Origin of the sequence: Mesorhizobium vachelliae (assembly GCF_033977325.1) — a bacterium.
GTDB classification, from domain to species: domain Bacteria; phylum Pseudomonadota; class Alphaproteobacteria; order Rhizobiales; family Rhizobiaceae; genus Mesorhizobium; species Mesorhizobium vachelliae.
This window is the reverse complement of the sequence record NZ_JAVIIR010000001.1, coordinates 451,962-474,346: the sequence shown is the minus strand read 5'-3', so window position 1 is coordinate 474,346 and position 22,385 is coordinate 451,962. Positions and strand designations below refer to the sequence as shown.

The 22,385-nt window shown below is 64.6% G+C and carries 22 protein-coding genes and 1 pseudogene; 10 read left to right on the top strand and 13 right to left on the bottom strand.

The window, feature by feature from the left end:
* Window positions 1–63 precede the first annotated feature (63 nt).
* The 5 genes from RFM41_RS02340 to RFM41_RS02320 all read right to left on the bottom strand — a co-directional run bounded on the left by RFM41_RS02340 (window position 64) and on the right by RFM41_RS02320 (window position 5,515).
* The gene (locus tag RFM41_RS02340) at window positions 64–1,098 is read right to left on the bottom strand and encodes an ABC transporter substrate-binding protein (RefSeq protein WP_320245937.1); all 1,035 of its coding nucleotides are present in this window, start codon (window positions 1,096–1,098) and stop codon (window positions 64–66) included.
* 85 nt (window positions 1,099–1,183) lie between these two features.
* A complete protein-coding gene (locus tag RFM41_RS02335; protein WP_320245936.1) occupies window positions 1,184–2,095 on the bottom strand; it encodes a sugar phosphate isomerase/epimerase family protein in 912 nt (303 codons plus the stop codon).
* Window positions 2,096–2,114: 19 nt separating this feature from the next.
* Window positions 2,115–3,641, bottom strand: a complete 1,527-nt coding sequence (locus RFM41_RS02330) for a mannitol dehydrogenase family protein (protein ID WP_320245935.1) — start codon at window positions 3,639–3,641, stop codon at window positions 2,115–2,117.
* Window positions 3,638–4,420, bottom strand: a complete 783-nt coding sequence (locus tag RFM41_RS02325; protein WP_320245934.1) for an SDR family oxidoreductase — start codon at window positions 4,418–4,420, stop codon at window positions 3,638–3,640. The genes RFM41_RS02330 and RFM41_RS02325 overlap by 4 nt, the downstream gene beginning before the upstream one ends.
* Before the next feature lie 195 nt (window positions 4,421–4,615).
* Window positions 4,616–5,515, bottom strand: a complete 900-nt coding sequence (locus RFM41_RS02320; RefSeq protein WP_320245932.1) for a MurR/RpiR family transcriptional regulator — start codon at window positions 5,513–5,515, stop codon at window positions 4,616–4,618.
* A 267-nt stretch (window positions 5,516–5,782) separates the two neighbouring features.
* Between RFM41_RS02320 and RFM41_RS02315 the strand changes: the two genes are divergently transcribed.
* Window positions 5,783–6,967 carry a Gfo/Idh/MocA family protein gene (locus RFM41_RS02315; protein ID WP_320245931.1) on the top strand — a complete coding sequence of 395 codons (1,185 nt, stop codon included), beginning with the start codon at window positions 5,783–5,785 and terminating at the stop codon, window positions 6,965–6,967.
* Here the strand turns inward: RFM41_RS02315 and RFM41_RS02310 are convergent, their stop codons facing one another.
* Genes RFM41_RS02310 through RFM41_RS02300 form a run of 3 tightly spaced genes read right to left on the bottom strand, consistent with a single transcriptional unit; the run spans window position 6,968 to window position 10,037 of the window.
* A complete protein-coding gene (locus tag RFM41_RS02310) occupies window positions 6,968–7,828 on the bottom strand; it encodes a carbohydrate ABC transporter permease (RefSeq protein WP_320245929.1) in 861 nt (286 codons plus the stop codon).
* On the bottom strand, window positions 7,825–8,715 hold the full coding sequence (locus tag RFM41_RS02305; RefSeq protein WP_320245927.1) for a carbohydrate ABC transporter permease: 891 nt from the start codon (window positions 8,713–8,715) through the stop codon (window positions 7,825–7,827). Before RFM41_RS02305 ends, RFM41_RS02310 begins: the two co-directional genes overlap by 4 nt.
* A 29-nt stretch (window positions 8,716–8,744) precedes the next feature.
* Window positions 8,745–10,037, bottom strand: coding sequence for an ABC transporter substrate-binding protein (locus tag RFM41_RS02300; RefSeq protein WP_320245926.1), 1,293 nt, complete (start codon window positions 10,035–10,037; stop codon window positions 8,745–8,747).
* A 322-nt stretch (window positions 10,038–10,359) separates the two neighbouring features.
* Between RFM41_RS02300 and RFM41_RS02295 the strand changes: the two genes are divergently transcribed.
* The 7 genes from RFM41_RS02295 to RFM41_RS02265 are packed head-to-tail and all read left to right on the top strand — an operon-like array spanning window position 10,360 to window position 16,656.
* On the top strand, window positions 10,360–11,631 hold the full coding sequence (locus RFM41_RS02295) for an extracellular solute-binding protein (protein ID WP_320245924.1): 1,272 nt from the start codon (window positions 10,360–10,362) through the stop codon (window positions 11,629–11,631).
* Window positions 11,632–11,685: 54 nt separating this feature from the next.
* Window positions 11,686–12,618, top strand: a complete 933-nt coding sequence (locus tag RFM41_RS02290; protein ID WP_320245922.1) for a carbohydrate ABC transporter permease — start codon at window positions 11,686–11,688, stop codon at window positions 12,616–12,618.
* Window positions 12,615–13,472, top strand: coding sequence for a carbohydrate ABC transporter permease (locus RFM41_RS02285; protein WP_320245920.1), 858 nt, complete (start codon window positions 12,615–12,617; stop codon window positions 13,470–13,472). Before RFM41_RS02290 ends, RFM41_RS02285 begins: the two co-directional genes overlap by 4 nt.
* Entirely contained in the window at window positions 13,469–14,209 is a 741-nt protein-coding gene (locus tag RFM41_RS02280) for a PIG-L deacetylase family protein (RefSeq protein ID WP_320245918.1), read from the top strand. The genes RFM41_RS02285 and RFM41_RS02280 overlap by 4 nt, the downstream gene beginning before the upstream one ends.
* Window positions 14,206–15,078, top strand: a complete 873-nt coding sequence (locus tag RFM41_RS02275; RefSeq protein ID WP_320245915.1) for an ROK family protein — start codon at window positions 14,206–14,208, stop codon at window positions 15,076–15,078. Before RFM41_RS02280 ends, RFM41_RS02275 begins: the two co-directional genes overlap by 4 nt.
* The gene (locus RFM41_RS02270) at window positions 15,075–15,842 is read left to right on the top strand and encodes a GntR family transcriptional regulator (protein ID WP_140746915.1); all 768 of its coding nucleotides are present in this window, start codon (window positions 15,075–15,077) and stop codon (window positions 15,840–15,842) included. The genes RFM41_RS02275 and RFM41_RS02270 overlap by 4 nt, the downstream gene beginning before the upstream one ends.
* Before the next feature lie 22 nt (window positions 15,843–15,864).
* On the top strand, window positions 15,865–16,656 hold the full coding sequence (locus RFM41_RS02265; protein ID WP_320245913.1) for a sugar isomerase domain-containing protein: 792 nt from the start codon (window positions 15,865–15,867) through the stop codon (window positions 16,654–16,656).
* Between the two features lie 43 nt (window positions 16,657–16,699).
* Here RFM41_RS02265 and RFM41_RS02260 read toward each other — a convergent pair whose 3' ends face one another.
* Window positions 16,700–16,876 (bottom strand): hypothetical protein, encoded by a 177-nt coding sequence (locus tag RFM41_RS02260; protein WP_320245911.1) that lies wholly within the window; start codon window positions 16,874–16,876, stop codon window positions 16,700–16,702.
* A 304-nt stretch (window positions 16,877–17,180) separates the two neighbouring features.
* Here RFM41_RS02260 and RFM41_RS02255 point away from each other — a divergent pair, with 304 nt between their 5' ends.
* Window positions 17,181–17,615 (top strand): hypothetical protein, encoded by a 435-nt coding sequence (locus RFM41_RS02255; protein ID WP_127234161.1) that lies wholly within the window; start codon window positions 17,181–17,183, stop codon window positions 17,613–17,615.
* Window positions 17,616–17,837: 222 nt separating this feature from the next.
* Here the strand turns inward: RFM41_RS02255 and RFM41_RS02250 are convergent, their stop codons facing one another.
* From RFM41_RS02250 to RFM41_RS02240, 3 genes are all read right to left on the bottom strand, one after another.
* Window positions 17,838–19,028 carry an NADH-quinone oxidoreductase subunit D gene (locus RFM41_RS02250; RefSeq protein ID WP_320245909.1) on the bottom strand — a complete coding sequence of 397 codons (1,191 nt, stop codon included), beginning with the start codon at window positions 19,026–19,028 and terminating at the stop codon, window positions 17,838–17,840.
* Between the two features lie 90 nt (window positions 19,029–19,118).
* Complete coding sequence (locus tag RFM41_RS02245; protein WP_320245907.1) at window positions 19,119–19,541, bottom strand: hypothetical protein; 423 nt, start codon at window positions 19,539–19,541, stop codon at window positions 19,119–19,121.
* Between the two features lie 83 nt (window positions 19,542–19,624).
* Window positions 19,625–20,236, bottom strand: coding sequence for an alpha-ketoglutarate-dependent dioxygenase AlkB (locus RFM41_RS02240; RefSeq protein WP_320245905.1), 612 nt, complete (start codon window positions 20,234–20,236; stop codon window positions 19,625–19,627).
* Between the two features lie 100 nt (window positions 20,237–20,336).
* On the opposite strand from RFM41_RS02240, the gene RFM41_RS02235 reads away from it, so the two are divergent.
* Window positions 20,337–20,552, top strand: coding sequence for a KTSC domain-containing protein (locus tag RFM41_RS02235; protein WP_320245903.1), 216 nt, complete (start codon window positions 20,337–20,339; stop codon window positions 20,550–20,552).
* Here the strand turns inward: RFM41_RS02235 and RFM41_RS02230 are convergent.
* Window positions 20,515–22,210 (bottom strand): annotated as a pseudogene (locus tag RFM41_RS02230) (Na/Pi cotransporter family protein). The gene RFM41_RS02235 and the pseudogene RFM41_RS02230 sit on opposite strands and share 38 nt — an antisense overlap.
* Window positions 22,211–22,385 lie beyond the last annotated feature (175 nt).

Here is a 22,385-nt window from a genome sequence, read left to right as displayed (position 1 = left end):
ATCAAATGGCAAGGACGCCAGACCTTAGTCCGGCGTCCTCGCGCTTCCGTTCGGATCCAGCGCTTATTCGCCCGGGCCCTTGCAGGCGACGATCTGCTCCTTGGTGTAGGTCGTCCAATCCGGGATCGAGATCGAGACCGGCCATTCGGGGCTGAGCGAGGGATCGACGACGCTCTTCAGCTTGGCCTTGCCTTCCTCGGTGGCGTTCTCCCAAAGCTGCGGCTGGACCAGAACGGTCTGCTGCGCCGGCTTCTTGCCATCGAGGATCTGCAGCGCCAGCGTGATGCCCGCGCCGCCAATCGAGCCGGGGTTGGTGACGGCAGCGCCGACCAGTCCCTTGACCGAGCTCAACTGGCCGACGAAGCCGGCATTGTCGGCGCCGACCACCGGCACCATTGGCGCCTGCTGCTCGACCAGCGCATCAACGATGACGTTGTCGATGCCGGAGGTCCAGATGCCGTTGATCGGGGTGCCGGTGGCGAGGAAGGACAGGATCTGCTGCTTGGCCTGGTCCTGCTGCCAGCCGGTGAACACTTCCTGCGCGACCTTCACGTTCGGAAATTCGGCGAGCGCCTTCTTGAAGCCTTTGTCGCGATCGCTGTCGGCGGAAGCACCGGCGGCGCCGCGCATGTAGAACACCTCGCCCTTGCCGCCCATCTGCTGGAACAGCCACTTGGCGCCGAGATAGGCATATTCTTCCTGGTTGTTGGAGATGATGTAGGCGGACGGCTCGGTGACCGCCTGGTCGACGGCGACGACGACGATGCCGGCCTTGGTGGCTTCCTCGAGGCCGGCCTTGATGCCGGCCGGATCGGCCGGGTTGACGACGATGGCATTCACCTTGGCGCTGATGAGGTTGCGGATGTCCTCGAGCTGGCCGGCGGCGTCGGTGTTGCGGTGGGCGATGTTGAGCTTCGCCACCTCGCCGGAAGCGAGCGCCTGCGCCTTCATCGCGCAGATCATCTCCTCGCGCCAGCCATTGCCCTGCACGGTGTTGGAAATGCCGATCGTGTACTTGCCAGCGCCGGCCGAGACGCCCACCGTGGCAAGCAGGGCGGCGCCGGCAAGCAGCGAAGCCGCAGTCAGTTGTTTTTTCATTTCAGTACTCCTCCACATTGATCTTTTTAGTTCAGTTTTTCAGTTCAGTTTCCTGGGCGCGGAAGTGGTCGGCGCCAAGCTCTCGTCATTTGATGAAGGGGCGCAGCACGTCGCGGGCCAGCAGGAAGCCGCGCTTGACCTTTTCGTCCGTCCCCTCGAAGCGCCGGTCCTCATGCTCGATGATGACCGGCCCGTCATAACCGGCCCGGTAGAGGCCCGAAAAAATCCTGCTCCAATCGATATCCCCAAGCCCCGGCATGCGCGGCACCTGCCAGCCTATGCCAGCCGAAAGGATTCCGCGCTCGTACAAACCATCATGATCAATCATCAGGTCCTTGGCATGCACATGCAGCATGTTTGCGCCGAACTCGCGGATGAAGCGCTCCTTGTCGATCATCTGCCAGACGAGGTGCGAGGGGTCGAAATTCATGCCAACGTCGCCGCCCCAGGCTTCGAGGATACGGCGCCAAATGTAAGGCGAATAGGCGATGTTGTGCCCGCCCGGCCATTCGTCATAGCTGAAGATCATCGGGCAGTTCTCGAAGGCGAGCTTCACGCCATGCTCGCGCGCATGGGCGATGATCGCCGGCCAGATTTTCTGCGCGTGTTCCCAGTTGGCGTCGATGGTCTTCGAAGCGTCGCCGCCGCAGAAGGTATTGACCAGCGAAACCCCCGTGCGGCTCGCCAGCACGATCACCTTCTTCAGGTGATCGATCACCGCCTCGCGATGTGCTTGGTCGGGGTGCAGGGGATTGGGGTAGAAGCCGAGGCCGGAAATGGCCAGGCCCTTGCCGGCAAGCTCGGCGGCAATGTCCTTGGCCTGCGCAGCCGAAATGTCCACGTCGATATGGCTGGTGCCGGCATAGCGGCGGCTCGCCCCGGACGTCTTCGGCCAGCAGGCGATCTCCAGCGCTTCGAAACCGGCCGAGCGTGCCCAGTCGGCGACCTCGCCGAGCGGCGTATCCGGAAACGGTGCTGTCAGCAGTCCAAGCTTCATGTTCCCTCCCAGTTCCTAACTATGCAGATCGCGACGGCTGCTTCAACCGCGCATCGGTTGGCCCAGCGCAGACTTGTCCGACAAAGCCCATCGGATCGCCGGAAAGCAGGCCGTCCAGGCCTGCGGCGACATGCCCACGAAACGTCGTATCGGCGGCAAGTTGCGGATCGAAGATGGCGTCAATGGCAAGAATCGCGTCGACAAGCGCTTTGCTGTCCGAACCGATACTGTCGGCAATGGCCGCGATCCTGTCGGCAAACGGATCGGACACCCGCCAGGCGCGGCCGAATCGCGCGGACGCCTTGATCAGATAGGCCATCCAGCCGGCGACCGGGACCGACAGCAGCGCGATGCTCCCGCCAATCGCCAGGCGGTCGCGGATCGGGTTGAGCAGGCGCTGCACGATCTTCTGCGAGCCGTCGGTGGCGATCTGGTGGTTGCGGTGGCGTATCGCCGTGTTGGTGAGGCGCGACAGGCTCTGCTCGACATAAGCGGCGGGCGAAATGCCGGGCACCGGCATCAGCGTCGGCAGCGTCTCCTCGGTCAGCATGCGGCGGACGAAACGGGCCAGAACCGGGTCGGCGATGGTCTCGAACGTGTGCTCGAAGCCGCCCAGAACACCAAGATAGCTGAGCGTGGTCTGGGCGCCATTCAGCACGCGCATCTTGAGGTGCTCGAAGGGCGTCACATCGTCGACGAAGGTCGCGCCGACAAGGTCCCAGCGCGGCACGCGGCCGGCGAAGCGGTGCTCGATCACCCATTGGCGGAAGCGCTCGCCGACGACCAGGGCGCCGTCGCGATAGCCGAAGCGCTGCTCGACCGTGTCGATATCGGCCTCGGTCGTCGCCGGCGCGATGCGGTCGACCATGGCCGAGGGGAAGGCGACATTGGCTTCGATCCAGTCCGCCAGCTGCCTGCCGCGCCGCTCGGCGAATGTCCGCACGACATTGCCGAGAATGATGCCGTTGGTCGGGATGTTGTCGCAGGAGAGCAGCGTCACCGGCCGGCCATGCGAGGCCATGCGCCGTTCCAGCGCCCGTGCCAGGATGCCGGGCACGCTGCGCGGCGCCCCGGAATTGGCGAGATCGTGCGCGATGTCTGGGTGGTCGAGGTCGAGCGCGCCGCTCGACGGGATGTGGCAATAACCTTTTTCCGTCACCGTCATGGTGACCATCTCGATGTCGGGCGAGGCGAGCACCTCCAGCGCCCGCGCCGCACTTTCCTGGCTGTCGACGACGCGCAGGATGCTGCCGATGACGCGCGCCTCCACCTCATCGTTCTGACGGATCAGCCGTGTGTAAAGGCCATCTTGGCGCCCCAGCGTGTCGGCCAGCAAAGGCGGGCGTATGTTGATGCCGACCAATCCCCAGTGGTCGAAATCCTTCGCCAGGAGGTCGTCGGTGTACTCGGCCTGATGGCAACGATGGAAGGCGCCGACGCCGATATGAGCGATCCCGGGCTTCAGCGCGGGGCGATCGTAAGCCGGCTTGCGGACATCTGGCGGCAAGCGATCGAGCAGGGCAGGGCTGAGATTCTTGGCGCTCACCGGTTGGCTCCGATTACCCATTGCTCCTGGTCGATCAGCGTGCCGGTCATCGGGCCGGCCGCGTCGGAAAGCAGGAAGACGGCGAGGTTGGCGATGTCGGTGACGGAGAACAGCCGGCCGAAGGGCTGCGTCGCGTTGGCGGCGTCGAGCCAGCCCGGACCCTGGCCGAGCGTCTCGGCCTGCATGACACGTTCGGCCGGCGTGTCGGTCCAGCCGACATTGATGCCGTTGACGCGGATGCGGTCGAAGCGGTGGGCATTGGCGGCGTTCTTGGTCAGCGTCGCCAGCGCGCCCTTGGTGGCGGAATAGACGGCCAGTTCCGGCGAGCCGCAATGCGCGTTGATCGACAGGATGTTGACGATCGAGCCACCCTGTCCGCGTTTCTTCATATCGGCGATGGCCGCCTGCATCAGGAAGAATGGCGCGCGGGCGTTGACCGCAAACAGCGACGACCAATCGTCGAGGCTGGCGTCGATGAAGGAGGCGCGATCGGTAAGGCCGGCGGCGTTGACCAGTCCGTCGATGCGGCCGAAGCGTTCGATGCAGGCCTGCGCCAGTCGCGCCGGGGCCTCGGGATCGCCGAGGTCGGCGCAGGTGAAGGCGGTAGCGGTGCCGATGGCTGACAGCTGCGCGGCGACGGCGTCGCCACGTTTTTGGTCACGGCCAGTGATCAGCAGGCCGGCGGCGCCGGAGCGCGCGGCGATTTCGGCGATCGCGCGGCCGATGCCTTGCGTCGCGCCGGTGACCAGCACCACCTTGCCGTCGAGACGAGCCTCCATTCCTCCTCCTGGAACAAAGTTTCCATTTTTTCAAATATGGAACGATGGTTCCCTTTAGTCAATCGTGCAAGAGCGGTTCGCCGTTTTATGGGAACGGTGAACCGCTCTATCTCTTTGTCTTTCGCAATTCCGGAGGGAAGGTTACGGCGAAGACGCCGAACTCAACCGCTCACACTTTTCCCGGAATTGCTCTTGTCAGCCTGTCCGCTGCGCGACGACGCCGTGGACCAAGGCCATGCCGACCGCGAGCGAGGCGGCGAGCGAGCGGAAGCCGCCGAAATCCTGCTCGACCACTTCCAGCCAGGTGTCGGAGAGTTTTGCCAGCGGCGAAAAGGTGCTGTCGGTGATGGTGACAATGCGCGCCTTGCGCTCATGCGCGACGGCGACGAGGTCGGGCGTGATCGAGTTGTAGGGGCTGAAGGAGACGGCGAGCACCGCGTCGCGCGGCGTGATGCAGCCGACCTGGTCGAGCGCGGTCGAGCCGACATTGTCGACCAGCACGTTGCGCACGCCCTGCTGCGAGAGCGTGAGCGACAGATAGGTGGTGACGGGGAAGGCGCGCTTGCTGCCGATGACATAGATCAGCTCGGCCGCCGCCAGGTGGTCGATCATCGTCTCGAAACTGTCGATGTCGAAACCATTGCCGATGCGGCCGAGCGAGGCTTGGCAGGCACCGATCATGCCATTGAGGAAATGCAGGTTTGCATTCGGCTCCGCAGGCCTTTCCTGGCTGCCTTGCGTCTCCGGCCAGGAGCCTTTCATGCGGTCCTTGAACAGGAGCTGGAAATCGGAAAAGCCGGAATAGCCGAAGATCTGCGCGAACCGTACCAGGGTCGAGGGCTGCACGCCGGCCTGGTCCGCCACCTGCGCGATCGTGCCCAGCGCCACTTCGCTCGGATGCTGCCAGAGGAAGATCGCCACCTGGCGAAGCCGTTTCGGGAAATGCACGGTGCCTGACGAAAGCACCGCCCGCAGCTCTTCATAGGTTTGTGGTTTGGTGTAGCCAAGTGCTGCCAGTGATCGGCTCCGCTTTCTCGCCGCCGTCTCCAGGCTGTGCGCGGACGGCTCGTCGACCGCGTTGTTGCGGCCGCTCATAGGATATGCCTCATCGTGACCCCAACCATCGGATTCGTCATCCGATCCCTGCCCTCCGGATGCGGTCCAGTTCCTTTTGAAGCATGATCTTTTCCGAAAACCGGTTCCCACTTTTCGGGATCATGCTCTGGCTGGACCTCATCAAAAGCTAACGCGGCACAATCGTTTTACAAAACAAAAAATAGAAATATCATTCGAAAATAACCGCACCGGTCACGACATCCGCACCGACCGGCACATCGAACCTCAGGGAGAATAATCGCAATCATGGTCTACGCAACCGCTGATGGTAAGTCGCGTCAACGTCTTCGGGTCGGCATGGTCGGAGGCGGCCGCAATGCCTTCATCGGCGCCGTGCATCGGCTGGCCATGCGGCTCGACGACCAGATCGCGCTGGTCGCGGGCGCGCTGTCCTCGGATCCGGAGAATGCCGCGGCTTCCGCGGCCGAGATCGGCATCGCGCCGGAGCGCAGCTATGCCGATTACCACGCCATGGCGAAAGCCGAAGCAGCGCGGGCTGATGGCATCGAGGCGGTCGTCATCGTCACGCCCAACCATCTGCACGCGCCGGTCGCGACCGCCTTCCTCGAAGCCGGCATCGACGTGATCTGCGACAAGCCGCTGGCGACGACGCTTGCCGAGGCCGAAGCGCTGGTGGCCTTGACCAAAGCCAAGAAGCGCCGCTTCGTCGTCACGCTCAACAACACCGGCTACGCCATGGTCCGCCAGGCGCGCGAAATGGTGGCGGCGGGCGAGCTTGGCCGCATCGTCTCGGTCCATGGCGCCTATATCCAGGACTGGCTGACCAGGCCGATCGACTCCGAGGGCCAGAAGCAGGCGGAATGGCGCACCGATCCGGCGCGCGCCGGGCAATCGGCGGTGCTCGCCGATATCGGCGTGCATGCCTTCAACCTGGCAAGCTTCGTCTCCGGTTTCGAGGCTGAGGCGGTCTCGGCAGATCTCTTCACCGCCGTGCCCGGGCGGCGGCTCGACGACAACGCGCATGTGTTCGTGCGGTGGGCAGGCGGCGCGCGCGGCACGATCCTCGCCAGCCAGACTTCGCCCGGCCACTACAACGACCTTTCGGTGCGCATCTATGGCGACAAGGCCGGGCTCGAATGGTCCGGATCGCGGCCGGAGGAACTGCGCTTCTCGCCCTATGGCGAGGAGACGCGCACGCTGGTGCGCGGCGGCCACGGCTCGACGGCGGAAGCACGGCGCGTCTCGCGCATGCCGGCCGCCCACCCGGAAGGCTATATCGAGGCCTTCGCCAATTTCTACCGCGACGCCGCCGACATTATTCGCGCGCATCGCGCAGGCGGTAACGTTGATGCGGTGCGCGTGGCGCAGGTGCCCGATGTCGTCGACGGCGCGCGCGGCGTGAAGTTCGTGGCGGCGGCGGTGGGGTCGAATGCGGTGGGAGGGGCGTGGACGCCGGCGCGGTTCGGGTGATTATCCCTTGATCGCCGACCCCACGATTGAATCGACGAAGAAGCGCTGCAGGAAGACGAAGAGCACGAGCGGCGGCAGCACGGCGAGCGTCGCGCCGGCCATCACCAGGCCGGTGTTGACGGCGCCGCGGTTGTAGCTCAGCAGCCGGCTGAGGCTGATGACGATCGGATACGCGTCGGCATTGCCCTGCAGCACGGTGAGCGGCCAGAGGTAGCTGTTCCAGTGGTAGACGAAGGCGAAGAGCGCGAGCGCCGCGATTGCCGGTGCCACACTCGGCGCCACGATCTTGTAGAGGATGAGCAGCTCGGAGGCGCCGTCCATGCGCGCGGCGTCGATCAGCTCGTCCGGCACGCCGGCGATGAACTGGCGCATCAGGAAGATGCCGAAGGCGTTGGCGAGGTTGGGCACGATGATGCCGGCAAGGCTGGCGCTCAGCCCGATCGAGTCGACCATGCGATAGAGCGGGATCAGCGTCACGATCGGCGGCAGGAACATGGTGGCGATCAGCAGCGAGAACAGCAGCGAGCGGCCAGGGAACGAATACTTCGCGAAGGCATAACCGGCCATCATGCTGGTGACCAGGATGCCGGCCGTGGTGACCGAGGCGATGACCAAGGAATTCCACATCGAGCGTCCAAGATTGATAACGCCGGCGACCTTTTCATAGGCATCGAGCGTCGGCGTGTGCGGGATCCAGACCGGCGGCACCTGCATTGTCTCGGCTGGCGTCTTCAGGCTGGAGAGCACCATCCAGGCCAGCGGAAAGGCGGAGGCCACGGCGACCAGAAGCATTGCGGTCGCAAGCAGCGCCTTGCGGCCGGAAGGGCGCTTGCGGGACAGCGATCGGGTAGTCGCGCTCATTCGCTGTCCTTGCGGTTGATGAAGGCAAACAACGCCGAAACGCAGACGATCAGCGACAGCATCAGCATCACCGCCATGGCCGAGCCCAGCCCGCCCTGCGCGCGTTCGATGCCGACGCGGCGGATATGGTAGGTCAGCACATTGGTCGAGCCGACCGGGCCGCCTTGCGTGATCAGCGCGACCGGCTCGAACACCTGGACCGCGTTGATGATGGCGATGACGGCGCTGAAGAGCAGCGTGTGGCGAAGCAGCGGCAGGGTGATAAAGCGGAACTGCTCGCGGCCGTTGGCGCCGTCGAGCGTCGCCGCCTCATAGAGGCTGCCCGGGATCTGCGTCAGCCCGGCGATGGCGAGCACGGTAAAATAACCGACCTGCTGCCAGACATTGAGGAGCACGATCGAGATCAGAGCCGAGCGCGGCGAGGACAGCCAGGGCTGCGGGCCGATGCCGATAAGGCCGAGCAACTGGTTGAGCGGGCCCTCGCTCGGCGAGTAGAGCTTCGACCAGACCAGCGCCACCGCGATCATCGGCACCATGTAGGTGGAAAACAGCACCGTGCGCAGCGCCGTGCCGCCGGCGACCTCGCGCTGATAGACCAGCAGGCCGAAGGCGACCGACAGCGGCAGGATGAGGACGACCGATAGCGCGGTGTAGACCGCCGTGTTGAGGAGCGCGGTCTTGAAATCGCGGCCGACCGAGGTGGGGCCGAAGATCTCGTGGAAATTGCCGAGGCCGACGAAGCTTGCCTCGGAAAAGGACGTCTGCGTCGACCAGTCCTGGAAGGACAGCCAGACGGTCAGCAGCATCGGCAAGAGCACGAACACGCCGATCAATGTCACGGCGGGCGCAAGCATGATGCCCGCCGAGGCACGAAAAGCTTTGGCCATTCACCTGCTTCCGGTCAGGGACCCCGAACTTACTTGGCGGCGCGCTCCAGGATCGACGTGGCGTCGGCCTGCGCGTTCGCCTGCGCATCCTTGGCCGAGACCTGGCCATACTGCAACGCCTCGAGCGTCTGTTGCAGGGATTCCGAGAATTCCTGGCCGCCGAGCACGACCGGGAAAGGGCGCGCATCGGCAAGCACGGAGACATAGCCGGAGAGGAATTCGGAACCGAGCTTATCCTTGTGTGCCTCGATGTCGGAAGTGCGCGACGGCAGGATGCCCATCGACATCAAGATGCCGGACATGGCCGAGGCGCCGTTATTGCCCGACTTCGGGCTGTTCAGCCAGGCCAGGAACTCCCAGGCAGCCTTCTGCTCGGCTTCGCCGGCCTTGGCGTTGACGACGGTCATCCAGGAATAGGAGATCGAATGCGGCTTGTCGCCGCTCGGGCCGACGGGGATGGGAGCGGTGGCGATATTTGCGAATTTGTCGCCCATGCCGGTCTTCAGCGCGCTTTCCCACCAATTGGCCATGATGATCATGCCAGTCTTGCCGGAGACGAAATTATCGAGGAACGGACCGGTGGTGTTGGCGTCGGCCGTCGCCATCGCCGGATTGCTCGCGCCGGACTTTATCAAGTCTTCATAAAGCGCGAAGGTCTCGCCGGCCTGGGAACTGTCCAGCGCCGGCTTGCCGTCCTTGACCAGGTTGCCACCATTGGAGACGAGCAGCGAGGCGAATGGATGGACCACGCCCGCCGCCCATGAGTTGATCATGCCGAAGCCCTGCTGGCCCTTGTCCTTGTCGGTCAGCCTGGCGGCGGCATCCTTGAATTCGGCCCAGGTCTTGGGCGGAGCGGCAATGCCCGCTGCCTTGAACAATTCCTTGTTGTAGTTCAGCGCATAGACGTCGATCTCGTTCGGGATGCCGTAGAGCGCGCCGCCGACCGAAGCGGCGCTGACGACGCCCGCCGGCCAGGCGCTCTTGACCTCGGCCGCCACCGCGTCGGGGGCGGGGGCGACGAGCTTGTCCCTTGCCAGTTCCGGCAGCCACAGATCGTAGATGCCGCCGATGGTCGGACCGTCGGAGGAGCCGCCCTGCGAGCGCAGCGTGGTGAGCAGATCGCCGAAGGGAACCGCGCGCACGGTGACGGCGACATCGGGATTCTGCTTGGAAAAATCCTTGGCCGCCGCCTCGAGCAGCGCCACCGTCTCCGGCGACCAGTGCGTCAGGTAGGAAATGTTCACCGATTGCGCCCAGCCGGTCGCGGGCAGCGCGATGAGCCCCGCGGCGAGAGTCAGCTTCGAGATCCAGGCAAGCGACATCGGCATCCTCCACATCAGCCGTGACAAGAGCGAATGACGTTATGACAAGTTTGAGCGATGGCGCAAGCCCTTTGGGTGAGAAGGTTCGGAGCATGTTCGTGGATCAAAAATCCGGGTAGCATCGATGACGTAAGATAATTGATATAAATCAGATAGATAGATTACATCTTGCTGTACGATCCCTAATCGGCCGAGGGCCGTCGACGTTGTCATGGCTCTTGCGGATAGCGTCATGTCGTTATAATGACTTTGCGAAAAGCAGACGACCGCCTCCGGGCTGCTGCCGTTCGAGCCTCAAAACCGAAAAATGGGAGAACTGGTAATGAGCATGCTTTCCATACACAGGCGCGCCGCGCTCGGCCTGATCGGCGGCCTTGCCGCCGTCGGCGCGGCCATCTTCACGGCGCTGCCGGCCCGCGCCGACTCGACGGTCACGCTGTGGAGCTGGCGCACCGAGGACGAGGCGGCGATGCACCGCATCTTCGAGGCGTTCGAGAAGAAGAACCCCGATATCAAGGTCGACATCCAGTTCACGCCCGACGCCGATTACCAGAACCGCCTGAGCACGGCGCTGCGCGGCGGGCGCGGACCCGATATCGCGCAGCTCAAGGCCTATGGCGAACTGCAGCCCTTCATCGACGGCGGCTATCTCGACGCGCTCGACGACAGTGTGGCGGAACTGAAGAACATGCCAGACGCGGCCCTTGGCGGCGCGCGCGGCCGCGCCGACGGCAAGCTCTACGGCGTGCCCTATTCGGTGCCGATGATGGGCGTCTTCTACAATGAGGACATTTTTGCAGCGCAAGGCATCGAGGTCCCGAAGACCTACAAGGACTTCGTCGCCGCCTGCGAGAAGCTCAAGGCGGCCGGCATCACGCCGATCGCCAATGGCGGCGCCAACGGTTCGGCCTGGGAGCTGGAGATCGGCGTTGGCGTCATCGGGCCGACACTCTACGGCTCGGGCTTCTATGACGAGATGATGAGCGGCAAGGCCACCTTCGAGGATCCGCGCTATGTCGCGGCGCTGAAGCGCTTCGCCGAGCTGAAGCCTTATTATTCCGACGGTTTCGCAGGCATCGACTACACGACGGCGACGCAGCAGTTCATCGGCGGCAAGGCGGCGATGTTCTTCGGCGGCTCGTTCGAGAACGGCAGCTTCAAGTCGCAGAACCCGAAGCTGAAATTCTCGATCTTCCCGTTCCCGGCCGACGACGCCTCGACCAAGCTCTACACCTCGGCCTTCTCGGACGGCTCCTATGGCCTGGTTTCCGAAAGCCAGAACAAGGAGGCGGCGACCAAGGTGCTGAACTACATGGCCTCGGCCGAGTTCGCCCAGGCCTTCGCCGACGAGCTCGGCTGGCCGCCGGCCCGCACCGACGTCACCGTCAAGGATCCGGTGCTTTCCAAGATGATGGAGATGGCGAAGAACTCGACGCCGTATCTCACGCTGGTCGGCTTCCGCTGGCAGGCGCCGACAGCATCCTCGGTGCTGCAATCCGAGATCATCGACATGGTCGAAGGCAATGTCGCGCCTCAGAAGCTGGCGGCCGACATGCAGGCTGCCGTCGCCACCTGGTTCAAGCCCAAGCAGTAAGGCATTGCGCCGGCCGCGACGTGGCCGGCGCGCCTTCTCGACAAAACAGAGCGCATGACTAAGCTCCGCCGCACGACCAGCCTCCAGCGCACGCAGCAGCGCATGGCGGTGCTGTTCATCCTGCCGGCTTTGGCCGTCTACGGGCTGTTCGTGCTCTACCCGCTGCTGTTGTCGCTGTGGGGCAGCTTCTTCACCTGGAAGGGGCTGCGCATACAGGAGTTCGCGGGGCTGGCAAACTTCTCGCGGCTGTTCATGTTCCCGAGCGGCGCTCGCCTGTATGGCGCGCTCTGGCACAATGTGGCGTGGTTCTTCGGCATCATGGTGCTGCAGAACGGGCTTGGCCTTTTGTTCGCCTGGCTGCTTTTCCTGCGCAGCAGGGGCGCTGCCTTCTTCCAGTCGGTGTTCTTCTTCCCCGCCGTGCTCAGCCCCGTCATCGTCGGCGCGCTGTGGCGGTTGCTTCTGGCGCCGGGCGGCATCGTCGAATGGGCGCTGAACGGCCTCGGTCTGCATCAGGGCAGCCTGACCGTGCTCGGCAACAGCCATACAGCGCTTGGCATGCTGATCGCCGTCGATGCCTGGAACTGGATGGGCCTGCCGGTGCTGATCTATACGGCGGGCCTCAGGCAGATCTCGCCGCAGGTGTTCGAGGCGGCGAAGCTCGACGGCGCCGGCAATGCGCGCATGCTCTATTCAGTCGCGTTGCCGCTCTTGATGCCAGCGCTCGGCACGCTGACGACGCTTTCCTTCATCAACACCTTCAACCAGTTCGACATCGTCTATGTGATGCAGGGCGTGCAGGGCAATCCGAGCTACGCCACCGACACGCTGGTGACCTATTTCTACCGGCTGGCCTTCGGCGCCGAGGGCGCGGTCGGCATCACCGATATCGGTCTGGCGCTGGCGCTCGGCACGATGCTGTTCCTGATCCTCAGCATCGGCACACTTCTGATGCTGCGCTTCTTCGACAAGCGGACGGTCGAGTTATGAGCGTGCCGTCCCTCCAGCAAACATTGGTCATCCCGCAGAAACTGGCGCGGCTGCCCGGCTGGACCATATTGCTGATCTGGACGTTGGCGGTGCTTTTGCCGCTCTACATCCTCATCGTTTCCTGTTTCAAGACCACGGCCGAGATCTACGACAACCGGCTCGGCCTGCCGCAGAGCTGGGCGCTCGACAATTTCGTGCGTGCCTGGACGCGCGCCGATCTCGGCCACAATTTCATCAACAGCCTGATCGTCACCGGCGGCTCGGTGGTCCTCACCATCGTCGTCTCGGCGATGGCCGCCTATCCGCTCAGCCGCTACAGGCTCGGTTGGAACGGCATCATGCTCGGCCTCTTCCTGTCCGGCATCATGCTGCCGATCAGGCTTGCCTCGGTGGAGCTGTTCACGCTGATGCGCAGCCTCGGCCTGCTCGATTCGCTCACCGGGCTGATCCTGGTCTATTCGGCGATCCGCATTCCCTTCGCCGTCTTCATCTTCGCCAATTTCATGCGCGTGCTGCCCTCCGAGCTCGACGAGGCGGCGCGCATGGACGGGGCAGGCGAGACGCGCATCCTGTTCCAGATCGTGCTGCCGATGGTGAAGCCGGCGCTGTCGATCGTCGCCATCTTCACGGCGATCGCGGTGTGGAACGATTTCTTCTTTCCGCTGATCTTCATCTTCGACGACCGCTACAAGACCGTGCCCTTGGCGATCAGCGTCTTCGTCGGACAGTTCCGCACCGATTGGGGCCTGGTGTTCGCTTCGCTGGCGATCTCCATGGCGCCGATCCTGATCATGTATTGTTTGCTGGCGCGCCAGATTCGCGAGGGCGTCGGCGCCGGGGGAGGCATGAAATGATCGAGGACAAGGTCTATGCCGCGCGCTCGATCCTGGTCGTGGGGGCGCATGCCTTCGACGCCGAGGTCATTGCCGGGCCGCTTGCCGCGGCTGCCGCCAAGGGCGGCGCGGAGGTCACCTTCCTGCATCTGTCGATGGGCGAGCAGGGCCATCCCTGCCTGATCCCGGAGCACTATTCGGCGCAGAAGGAGGACGAGGCGGCGAAGGCGGCTGCGCGGCTCGGTGTGGCCGTGCGCAACATGAAGCTGCGCGACGCCTTCCTGCCCAATGACAACGCGACCGCGCTGCAGGTCTGCGACGTTATTCGCGAGGTGCGGCCGGAGGTCGTCATCACTCATTGGCACGGCAGCTGGCACAAGGACCATCGCGCGGCGGCGCAACTTACCCAGACCGGCATCTTCTTCTCCGCGCTGCCGACGCTGAAGCGCGCCCATCCCGTGCATACGCCGCAGCTTCTGCTGTTCGGCGAGAACTGGGAGGACGACGAGGGTTTCCGTCCCGAGCATCTCGTCGATGTCAGCGCCGGCTTTGACGCCTGGCACGAGGCCGTGATGGAGTACGAGCTGGCCCGGGGCTTAAGCAGTTTCCCTTATGTCGACTATTACAGCGCACTCTACCGGCTGCGCGGCTGCCTGCGCGGCACGCGCCATGCGCAGGCCTTCGCGGCGGCCTCGCATTCCTGGAATGCCGGCAGCGGCCTGTTCGCGCCGCCCGCCGAGCGGAGCCGCGAGGCATGACACAGGTCCTTGCCATCGATCTCGGCGGCACCAATCTGCGTGCCGCGATCCATGCCGGCGATGTCGGCGCCCTTGCGCCGCAGGTTCGCGAGCCGGCGCCCGAAAACCTCGATGCCTTCGTCGCGCGCGTACGGGCGCTTGCGGATGCCGGTGGCGTCGAAGCGCTCGGGCTTGCCGTGCCAGGGTTGGTTGAAGGTTCCATCAGCCGCTGGATCCCGAACCTGCCTTGGCTCGACGGCGTCGATATCGCGGCGCTGTTTCCGGACATCGGCGTGGCGGTCGGCAATGACGCGCAGATCGCGCTGCTGGCGGAAGCGGCCGAGGGCGCGGCCAAGGGCGTCTCCGATGCGATCCTGCTGGCAATCGGCACAGGAATCGGTTCTGCAGTGCTGGCCAATGGCCGCATCGTCGCCGGCGCGCATGGCGGCGCCTGCTCCTTCGGCTGGGCTAGCGTCGACATCAAGGACCACGGCCAGGATCGCAGCGGCTGGCTGGAACGTGTCGCCTCTGGTCGTGCGCTGGACGCCCTTGCCGCACAGATTGGGCTGGCCGACAGCCGCCAGCTGATCGCAGCCGCCAAAGCAGGCCAGCCTGCCGCGCAGACCCTGCTCGAGGTGCCGGCGCGCCAGCTCGGCACGGCGCTCGCCGGCGCCGTGGGGTTGCTCGATCCGGGTGTCATCCTGGTCTCGGGCGGCTTGGCGGATGCGCTGGATGCGATCGCGCCGCCATTGCTTGCAGCGCTGCGGCGTCAATTGCCGCCGCATCTGCGCGGTATCGAACTTAGGCCTGGAAAATTCGGCTCCCGCGCCGGCCTGGTTGGTGCTGCGCTCGCCGGGCAGGCGGGAAGCGGGTGGAGGCAGATCCGATGAGCGAAGCGAGCTTTCAGCAGCCGGACCGCAGGCGGCCCGAGCCGCTCTGGTATCAGGTCGAGGAGGCGATCCGCGCCATCGTCAAAAGCGGCGAGTGGGCAACCGGCGACCAGATCCCGGCCGAGGACCGGCTCTGCGCCCTGTTCGGCGTCAGCCGCATCACGCTGCGCCACGCGCTACGCAACCTGGAGGAAAGCGGGCTTCTCAGGCGCGAGCACGGAAGGGGCACTTTCGTGCGCTCGGCCACGCTGGTCGCCGGCACGCGCGAGCTCACTTCCTTCACCCAGGAGATGGGCAATATCGGCGTGGTCGCCGGCTCGCGCCTGCTCGATTGCAGCCTGACGACGGCCAATGCGGCGGCGGCCGGCGCGCTGGAGATCGAGGAGGGCGATCCTATCGTGCGGATCCGGCGATTGCGGCTGGGCAACAACGAGCCGATCGGCATCCAGACGGCGCAATTGGCGGCCGCGCGCGTGCCGGGCTTCCTCGATGCCGGCTTGCTCAAGGGCTCGCTCTACGAGGCGCTGGAGCGCCAGTACGGCATCGTGCCGGTCGAGGCGCGCGAGAATTACCGCGTCGGCGCCGTCAGCGCGGCGGACGCCGAGCTGCTCGACCTGCCCGCGGGCAGCCCCGCCTTCGTCGTCGAACGCATCACCATCGACGAACGCGGCCCGTTCGAATTCACCGTCTCGGTCATGCGCGGCGACCGCTACGAGATCCGCTCGACGCTGCGCGCCGGCCGCCTCCCAAACACCAGAAGCTGACACGATCAACAGGAGTACCGAAGTGTCCGATCTCTACATCCCCCGTCTCGTCGCCCTCATCGAGCAGGCATCGAAGGCCAATGAAGAAGCCTTCGGCCAGGCGGCGAGCCGTTTCGCCGACACGCTTCAGAGTGGCGGACTGGTCCATCTGTATGGCTCAGGCCATTCAGTGCTGCCGGCGCAGGAGATGTTCCCGCGCTATGGCAGCTTCGTCGGCTTCAATCCGCTGACCGACCCGCGCGTGATGTGGCACAATGTGCTCGGCGCCGGCGGCGTGCGCGAGCTTCTCTGGCTGGAGCGGACGGAGAAATATGCCGAGAAGTTCTTGGACCATCAGCCCCTGAACAAGGCCGATTCCATCATCATCTTCGGCCATAGCGGCCGCAATTCGTCGGGCATCGACACCGCGCTCTATGCCAAGAAGCGCGGCATCTTCGTCGTCGCGGTGACCAGCAAGAACAATCTCGACAAGCCGGCCACGCATTCCTCCGGCAAAAGGCTGGCGGACGCCGCCGACCTCGTCATCGACACTTGCTCGCCGATCGAGGACGCGGTGGTGCCGATCGAAGGCTGGAGCCGCCCGGTGTCAGGTTCCTCGACGGTGCTGGCGATGATCATGGCGCATGAGCTGCTTGCGCGTACCGCCGAGCAATTGTCGAAGCGCGGCATCGAGCTGCCGGTCTTCGCGTCCCCGACCATCGCGGGTGTGACGCTGCACGACACCGACGTCATCTACGGTGTCTACCGAGAGCGCATGATCGAGGCGCAGAAAAAGCACCTGCCCACCTTCCAGGCGACGATGCGCGGGGAATGACGATGGCTTGGGAGGCGCGTTCGGCGCGCCTCCCGCAGGCCTGTCAACGCCTCCTGGTGGCGGAATGCTTGGGCGGCGAGTCATTCTCGTCGGGATTGGGGATCGGCTCCTCGTCAGGCAACCGGTCGGGATCCGGCTCGCGCATCGGCTTCGGCTCCGGGATCGGCGGCGGCGTGGGCACCGGGGTGGGGGATGGGTCCGGATTGGGGAGAATGGCCATCGCGTTTTTCCTTCCGCCCTGTGCCCGACAAGCTTTGCTGCGATCCAAAACCCGGAATCTGCTGCCCGCCCTGAAACGATGGTGCGATCGCTGCCGCATTCAGACGCTTCGTCGGGAGCGATCGGCAGCGCAAGCTGGCAGAACGGCCACGCCCACGGATGGTTCCAACACGACCGCGCCGCGCGATGACGGCAAGTGGCGATCAAATGATTCCGCGCGCCTGTTTCGGCTCTTGCCGGCGACTGGTCGTGCCTTAGTTCCATTGCCAGCGGGTGGGCAATTGTGCCGATACAAGGAGACGGCCGTGAAGCATCAAACCCTTGACCAAATCAACGCCGTTGCCGACGTTCATGCCGAAGCACCGGCTCTCATCGCCAATCGTGGCCAGCGCCTCGAGCGCTGGGCGCAACTTCTCGAAGAAAGCCCCGGCCGCCGCCTCACGGCGCTGACGGGTACCGAATACGCTTCGCCCGACGTGCGTCAAAGAATGCGCACGGACGGATCGGCGATCACGGTCGCTTTCGAGGATCCGATCTTTCGCGCGCAAGGCTTGCGGGACGACACTTATGGTGAAGCCAGGCGCTTCTTCGAGATGAGCGACTGGCAGCTGCATGAGGTTGTCTGCCATTGCCATGTCGGCGCCAACATGCCGGCCCGCTGGGCGGCATCGCGCGTGCGCGCGGCGATCTCTCCGGGCGCGGGTATTCTTGCCTGGTTGAGAGCGGTGTTCATGCATTAGCGACGGCCGCGATGCATGCAATCGCGACCGATCAGACCTTGATGGGAGCGGTGGAGGCCTGACCGGGTCTCCGCGCTCCCTCTTTGGAGTGGTTCAGCAGAGTGGTTCAGCGTTTCACGGAATCGCAGAACCGCCCTAAGTCCCTGTTTTCACGCAATTCCGGACGGAAGGTTACGGCGAAGTCGCCGAGCCTAACCACTGCGCGCTTTTCCTGGAATTGCTCTAGCGGTCGATCTCGCCGAAGACGATGTCGAGCGAGCCGATGATCGCCGCGACATCCGCCACCATATGTCCGCGCGAAAGGAAATCCATCGCCTGGAGGTGGGCGAAGGAGGGCGCGCGTATCTTGCAGCGATAGGGAACGTTGCTGCCGTCCGAGACCAGATAGACGCCGAACTCGCCCTTCGGCGCTTCGACCGCCGCATAGACTTCGCCAGGCGGCACGCGGTGGCCTTCGGTATAGAGCTTGAAATGCTGGATCGTCGCTTCCATCGAGCGCTTCATGGTGGCGCGCGGCGGCGGCGTGATCTTCTGGTTCGGCGCGGCGACCGGGCCCCGGCCATCGGCCGAGCGCAGCTTTTCCAGGCATTGCCGCATGATGCGCACCGACTGGCGCATCTCCTCCATGCGCACCAGATAGCGATCGTAGCAGTCGCCGTGCTTGCCGACGGGGATGTCGAAATCCATCTCCGGATAGCATTCGTAGGGCTGCGCCTTACGCAGGTCCCAGGCGGCACCCGAGCCGCGCACCATGGGGCCGGAGAAGCCCAGGCCCCAAGCGTCATCGAGCGAGATCACGCCGACATCGACATTGCGCTGCTTGAAGATACGGTTTTCGGTCAAAAGCTCATCGAGATCGCCCAATGCTTTCAGGAACGGATCGCAGAAATCCCAGATGTCGTCGAGCAGGTCTTCCGGCAGGTCCTGATGCACGCCGCCGACGCGGAAATAATTCGCGTGCATGCGGGCGCCGGATGCGCGTTCATAGAAAACCATCAGCTTCTCGCGCTCGATGAAACCCCAGAGCGGCGGCGTTAGCGCGCCGATGTCCATGGCCTGCGTGGTGACGTTGAGAAGATGCGACAGGAGCCGGCCGATCTCGCAAAACAGCACGCGGATCAATTGGCCGCGCCGCGGGACGGGCAGTTCGAGCAGCCTTTCGGCGGCGAGGCAGAATGCATGCTCCTGGTTCATCGGCGCGACGTAATCGAGCCGGTCGAAATAGGGCAGGGCCTGCAGATAGTTCTTGTATTCGATGAGCTTCTCGGTGCCGCGATGCAGCAAGCCGATATGCGGATCGGCGCGGTCGACGATCTCGCCGTCCAGCTCCAGCACCAGCCTGAGCACGCCATGCGCCGAGGGGTGTTGCGGCCCGAAGTTGAGGGTGAAGTTGCGGACTGCGGCTTCGGTCATGACGGCCTTCGCAAGAGTGAGGATCGAACACGAACCGCGGCCTGTCAGCCGCCGTTCGGCCGGGTCATGCCCCCAAGGTCAGGCCCGAGGTCATGCCGTCGTCTGAATGATCAGCGTCAGCGTGCCGTCACCGTCGATGTTGGCGGCGACGACCTGCGAGGAATTCAGCCCGTTCGCATGCAGAACCGAAGTCGCCGCGGGCGAGGCGTCGACCGAGCTTTGCAGCTTGGCCAGTTCCTTGGCGGTCGTCCTGGTGACTATGGCTTCGGCCTGCGCCTTCACTTCCGAAGGCAGGTCCTCGATCGACACCACGACGATATTGGTGACGTTCTGGGCAGCACCGTCCTGGCCGGGGTTCTGGCCCGGCTGGGGCTGACCGGGCTGCGGCTGGCCGGGGATGGGCTCCTGTGCAGGAGGCGGGGCTTGCGGCGGCTGCGGATCGGCGCGTTGAGCAGAAGCCGGCTGCGCCAATGCCATTGCCGAGAGCGTCAGGACCATCGTCAACATACGCATCGTCTTTCCTTTCGATCTCGAAATCTGACGACACAACCCCCGGGGTCCGGCGATGGTTCCCGGATAGTCGCTGGCGCGGCTGCTTAAGGCGCCCGCATTGTCCGAAACGTCACCGAATAGCGATGGCGTTCGACGGGCGGGATGGAGTGCTCCCACTCGTTTCGCGCCGGCCCCGCCATAAGATAAACGGATCTGGGCTCGACCTCGATCGTTTCACGGTCCCAGGCCGCGCCGTTCTTGCGGCGCAGCCGAAAGCTGCAGGGCGCCAGCAGGGAGACGCCCGCGACGAGTTCGAAATGCGGCTTGTCGCGGTGCCAGCCTATGCCGGCGCCCGGGCGGTACTCGTTGATCAGCACCTGCGCGAATTCGGCTGCCGGGACGCCGGCGAAGGCGGCGACCCTGGCGCGAAGCGGCAGCAGGAAGTCCGGAATCGGCGGCGCTTCGAGCACCTGGCGGCGCTCGTAATCATAGCGCAGGCCGAAACCGACGACCTGCCTGTTGGCAAGATGGCCGTGAAAATCGAACGGCTTGAAATTCAGGCCCTGGATGTGACGAACCAGCTCGCGCTCCTCGTCGCGGGCAATCAGGTCCGGCTGATAGGAAAAGCCTTCGGGTGCGGGCGGCGGGCTTGCGGGCGCGCCGAAGAGATCGCCCTGGAAATCGCCTACGCCGGTTCGACTTTTGGGTGATGACATGGGGCTCACATAGGCAATCGGAACACCTGTGCAAGGCCGGTCCCCGTATGGCGGAACCTGGCGGCGGGCGCCGGATTATGAGTTGGAAGCAGGATGCGTTATGCCTTCCACCGCGATCCAGAATATTCGCTACGATCGGTCCAGGCGGGTCCTTTCCGTATGGTTCGTCCCAAGCGGCAACCGCTACGATTACGAGGGTGTCGGGCCCGAGACTTATTCGGCTTTCAAGGCAGCGTCCTCAAAAGGGCGATTCTTTAACGAATTCGTGCGCGATCGTTTCAAATATCACCTGGTGGAGCATGGAGGCCGTCATTGAGCGCTATGCCGTGCGCCCCGCGACCAAGAAGATGCGCCGCCGAACGCCAGGCATGATGTGTGATCTGGTTGAGACGCCGTGCGGCATCGAGCCGCGCGAAGGCGTCCGCGGTCGTCAGCTTTCCCGGCGCGACCGAGGCGAGGGTGGCGGCACGATGGTCTCGCAGCAGGGCATCGAGTTCGCTTGCTGCGCCTTCCGCCTCGGCAAGCGCCGCGGCCAACTCGGGCGAAACGCTCCAGCCGATGGATGCGGCTTGCGCCGTGAGGGCGGATTCCGAGGTGATCGAACCGCCGATAGCCTGCGCCGCGCGCATGGCCTACGCATAGTTCCGCTGCGCGAAGGTCGTAGGAGGCCTCGGTTGGCTTTCCCGGGAGCCCGCCATCCGCCACGACTTGCGCGAGGCGCGAAGCATGATCGAGCGCATGCAGTGTGCTCGTCATGCGCAGCCGCTCGGCGTCCGTCTCGGGGGGCTCCTTCAACTCGGACAGGAAGTCCCGCACCTTCTCGAGCGTAGCGGCCGCCGCGACGGTGTCCCGCACCGCAGAGCCAGCTCCGCCCGGAAGTGAGGCGGAAACCGAGGCGGCGCTTGTCTTGAGCACATGCGCCACGACGCGCCGGGCGGTTTCGACCGCGATCACCGGGCTGGCAAGAGCGCTGGGATCGAGCGCGCGCTGAAGCGCCGTCTGCCGGGAGGGCAAGAGCCGTTCCACCATACGAGTGAACCGCTGTGTCGCCGGAAGGAGCACCGCAACGCCCACGACGTTGTAGGCCGTGTGGTAGGCCGCAAGGAGCGTCATCCCATCGATTGATGCCGAGAGGACTTTCATCAGCGTCGTGGTCAATGGAAAGGCGACGATGGCGATGAGCGCGGCTATGAGCTTGAACAGGACATAGGCAAAGGCCAGGCGTTTGGCTGTGGTGCTGGCACCAATGGCCGCCAATGCGGAGCTCGTGGCCGTCCCGATATTCTGGCCAATGATCAGCGCACAGCCCTGCTCCAGGCTCACGGCTCCGGCGTAGAACGCCGAAATGGTGACGGCTATGGCAGCCGTCGAGGACTGCATGACCGCGGTCATCGCCAGGCCGACGACGATCAGGATCATGAGGCCGCCCATCCCTGTGATCCAGTCAGCCCCTGGCGTGCCGATCACCGATGGCAGGTCGGACGGATGCAGGTTCTCCGCAAGGCCTCCCATGCCCTGCTGGAGGGTCGTCAGCCCATAGAGCACTAGGGCGAAGCCCGCGAGAGCGCCGCCCGTCGCTGCGATCCGCCCGCCCCCTAGCAACTTGACCAGCGCGCCCAGGAAAATCAGTGGTAGCGCGTAGGTCGAAAGCGATACGCGCACGCCAATCAGGGCTACAAGCCAACCTGTGCCCGTCGTGCCAACATTGGCGCCGAACACAAGGCCGAGCCCTTGCGGAAAAGTCAGAAGCCCGGCGCTGACGAGGCCGATCGTCGTCATCGTGACCGCACTGGACGACTGTACGAGCAGCGTGACGATGGCGCCCCAGAAGGCACCCGAGAGCGGCGTGGCCGCCGCCTTGCCCAGGACGGTGCGCAGGGCGGACCCGGCCAGCGCCTTAAGGCCGTCGGTCATTACGGTCATGCCGAGCAGGAACAGCCCGACGCCGCCGAGGATGACAATTACTGTTGCCACGCAGGTCTCACCACACCCGCGCCCCGGCTTCGAGCTCGTCGGAACCATAGCGCCAGAAGACCCTATGCTCGCAGCATCGTCCCCGCAATGAGCCTGCCAATCTGACAAGGGGGCGTTATGACAAGGGGGCGTTGTCTCGCCGCATAATCCGTTCGCACATTTCGCTGGATTGGCA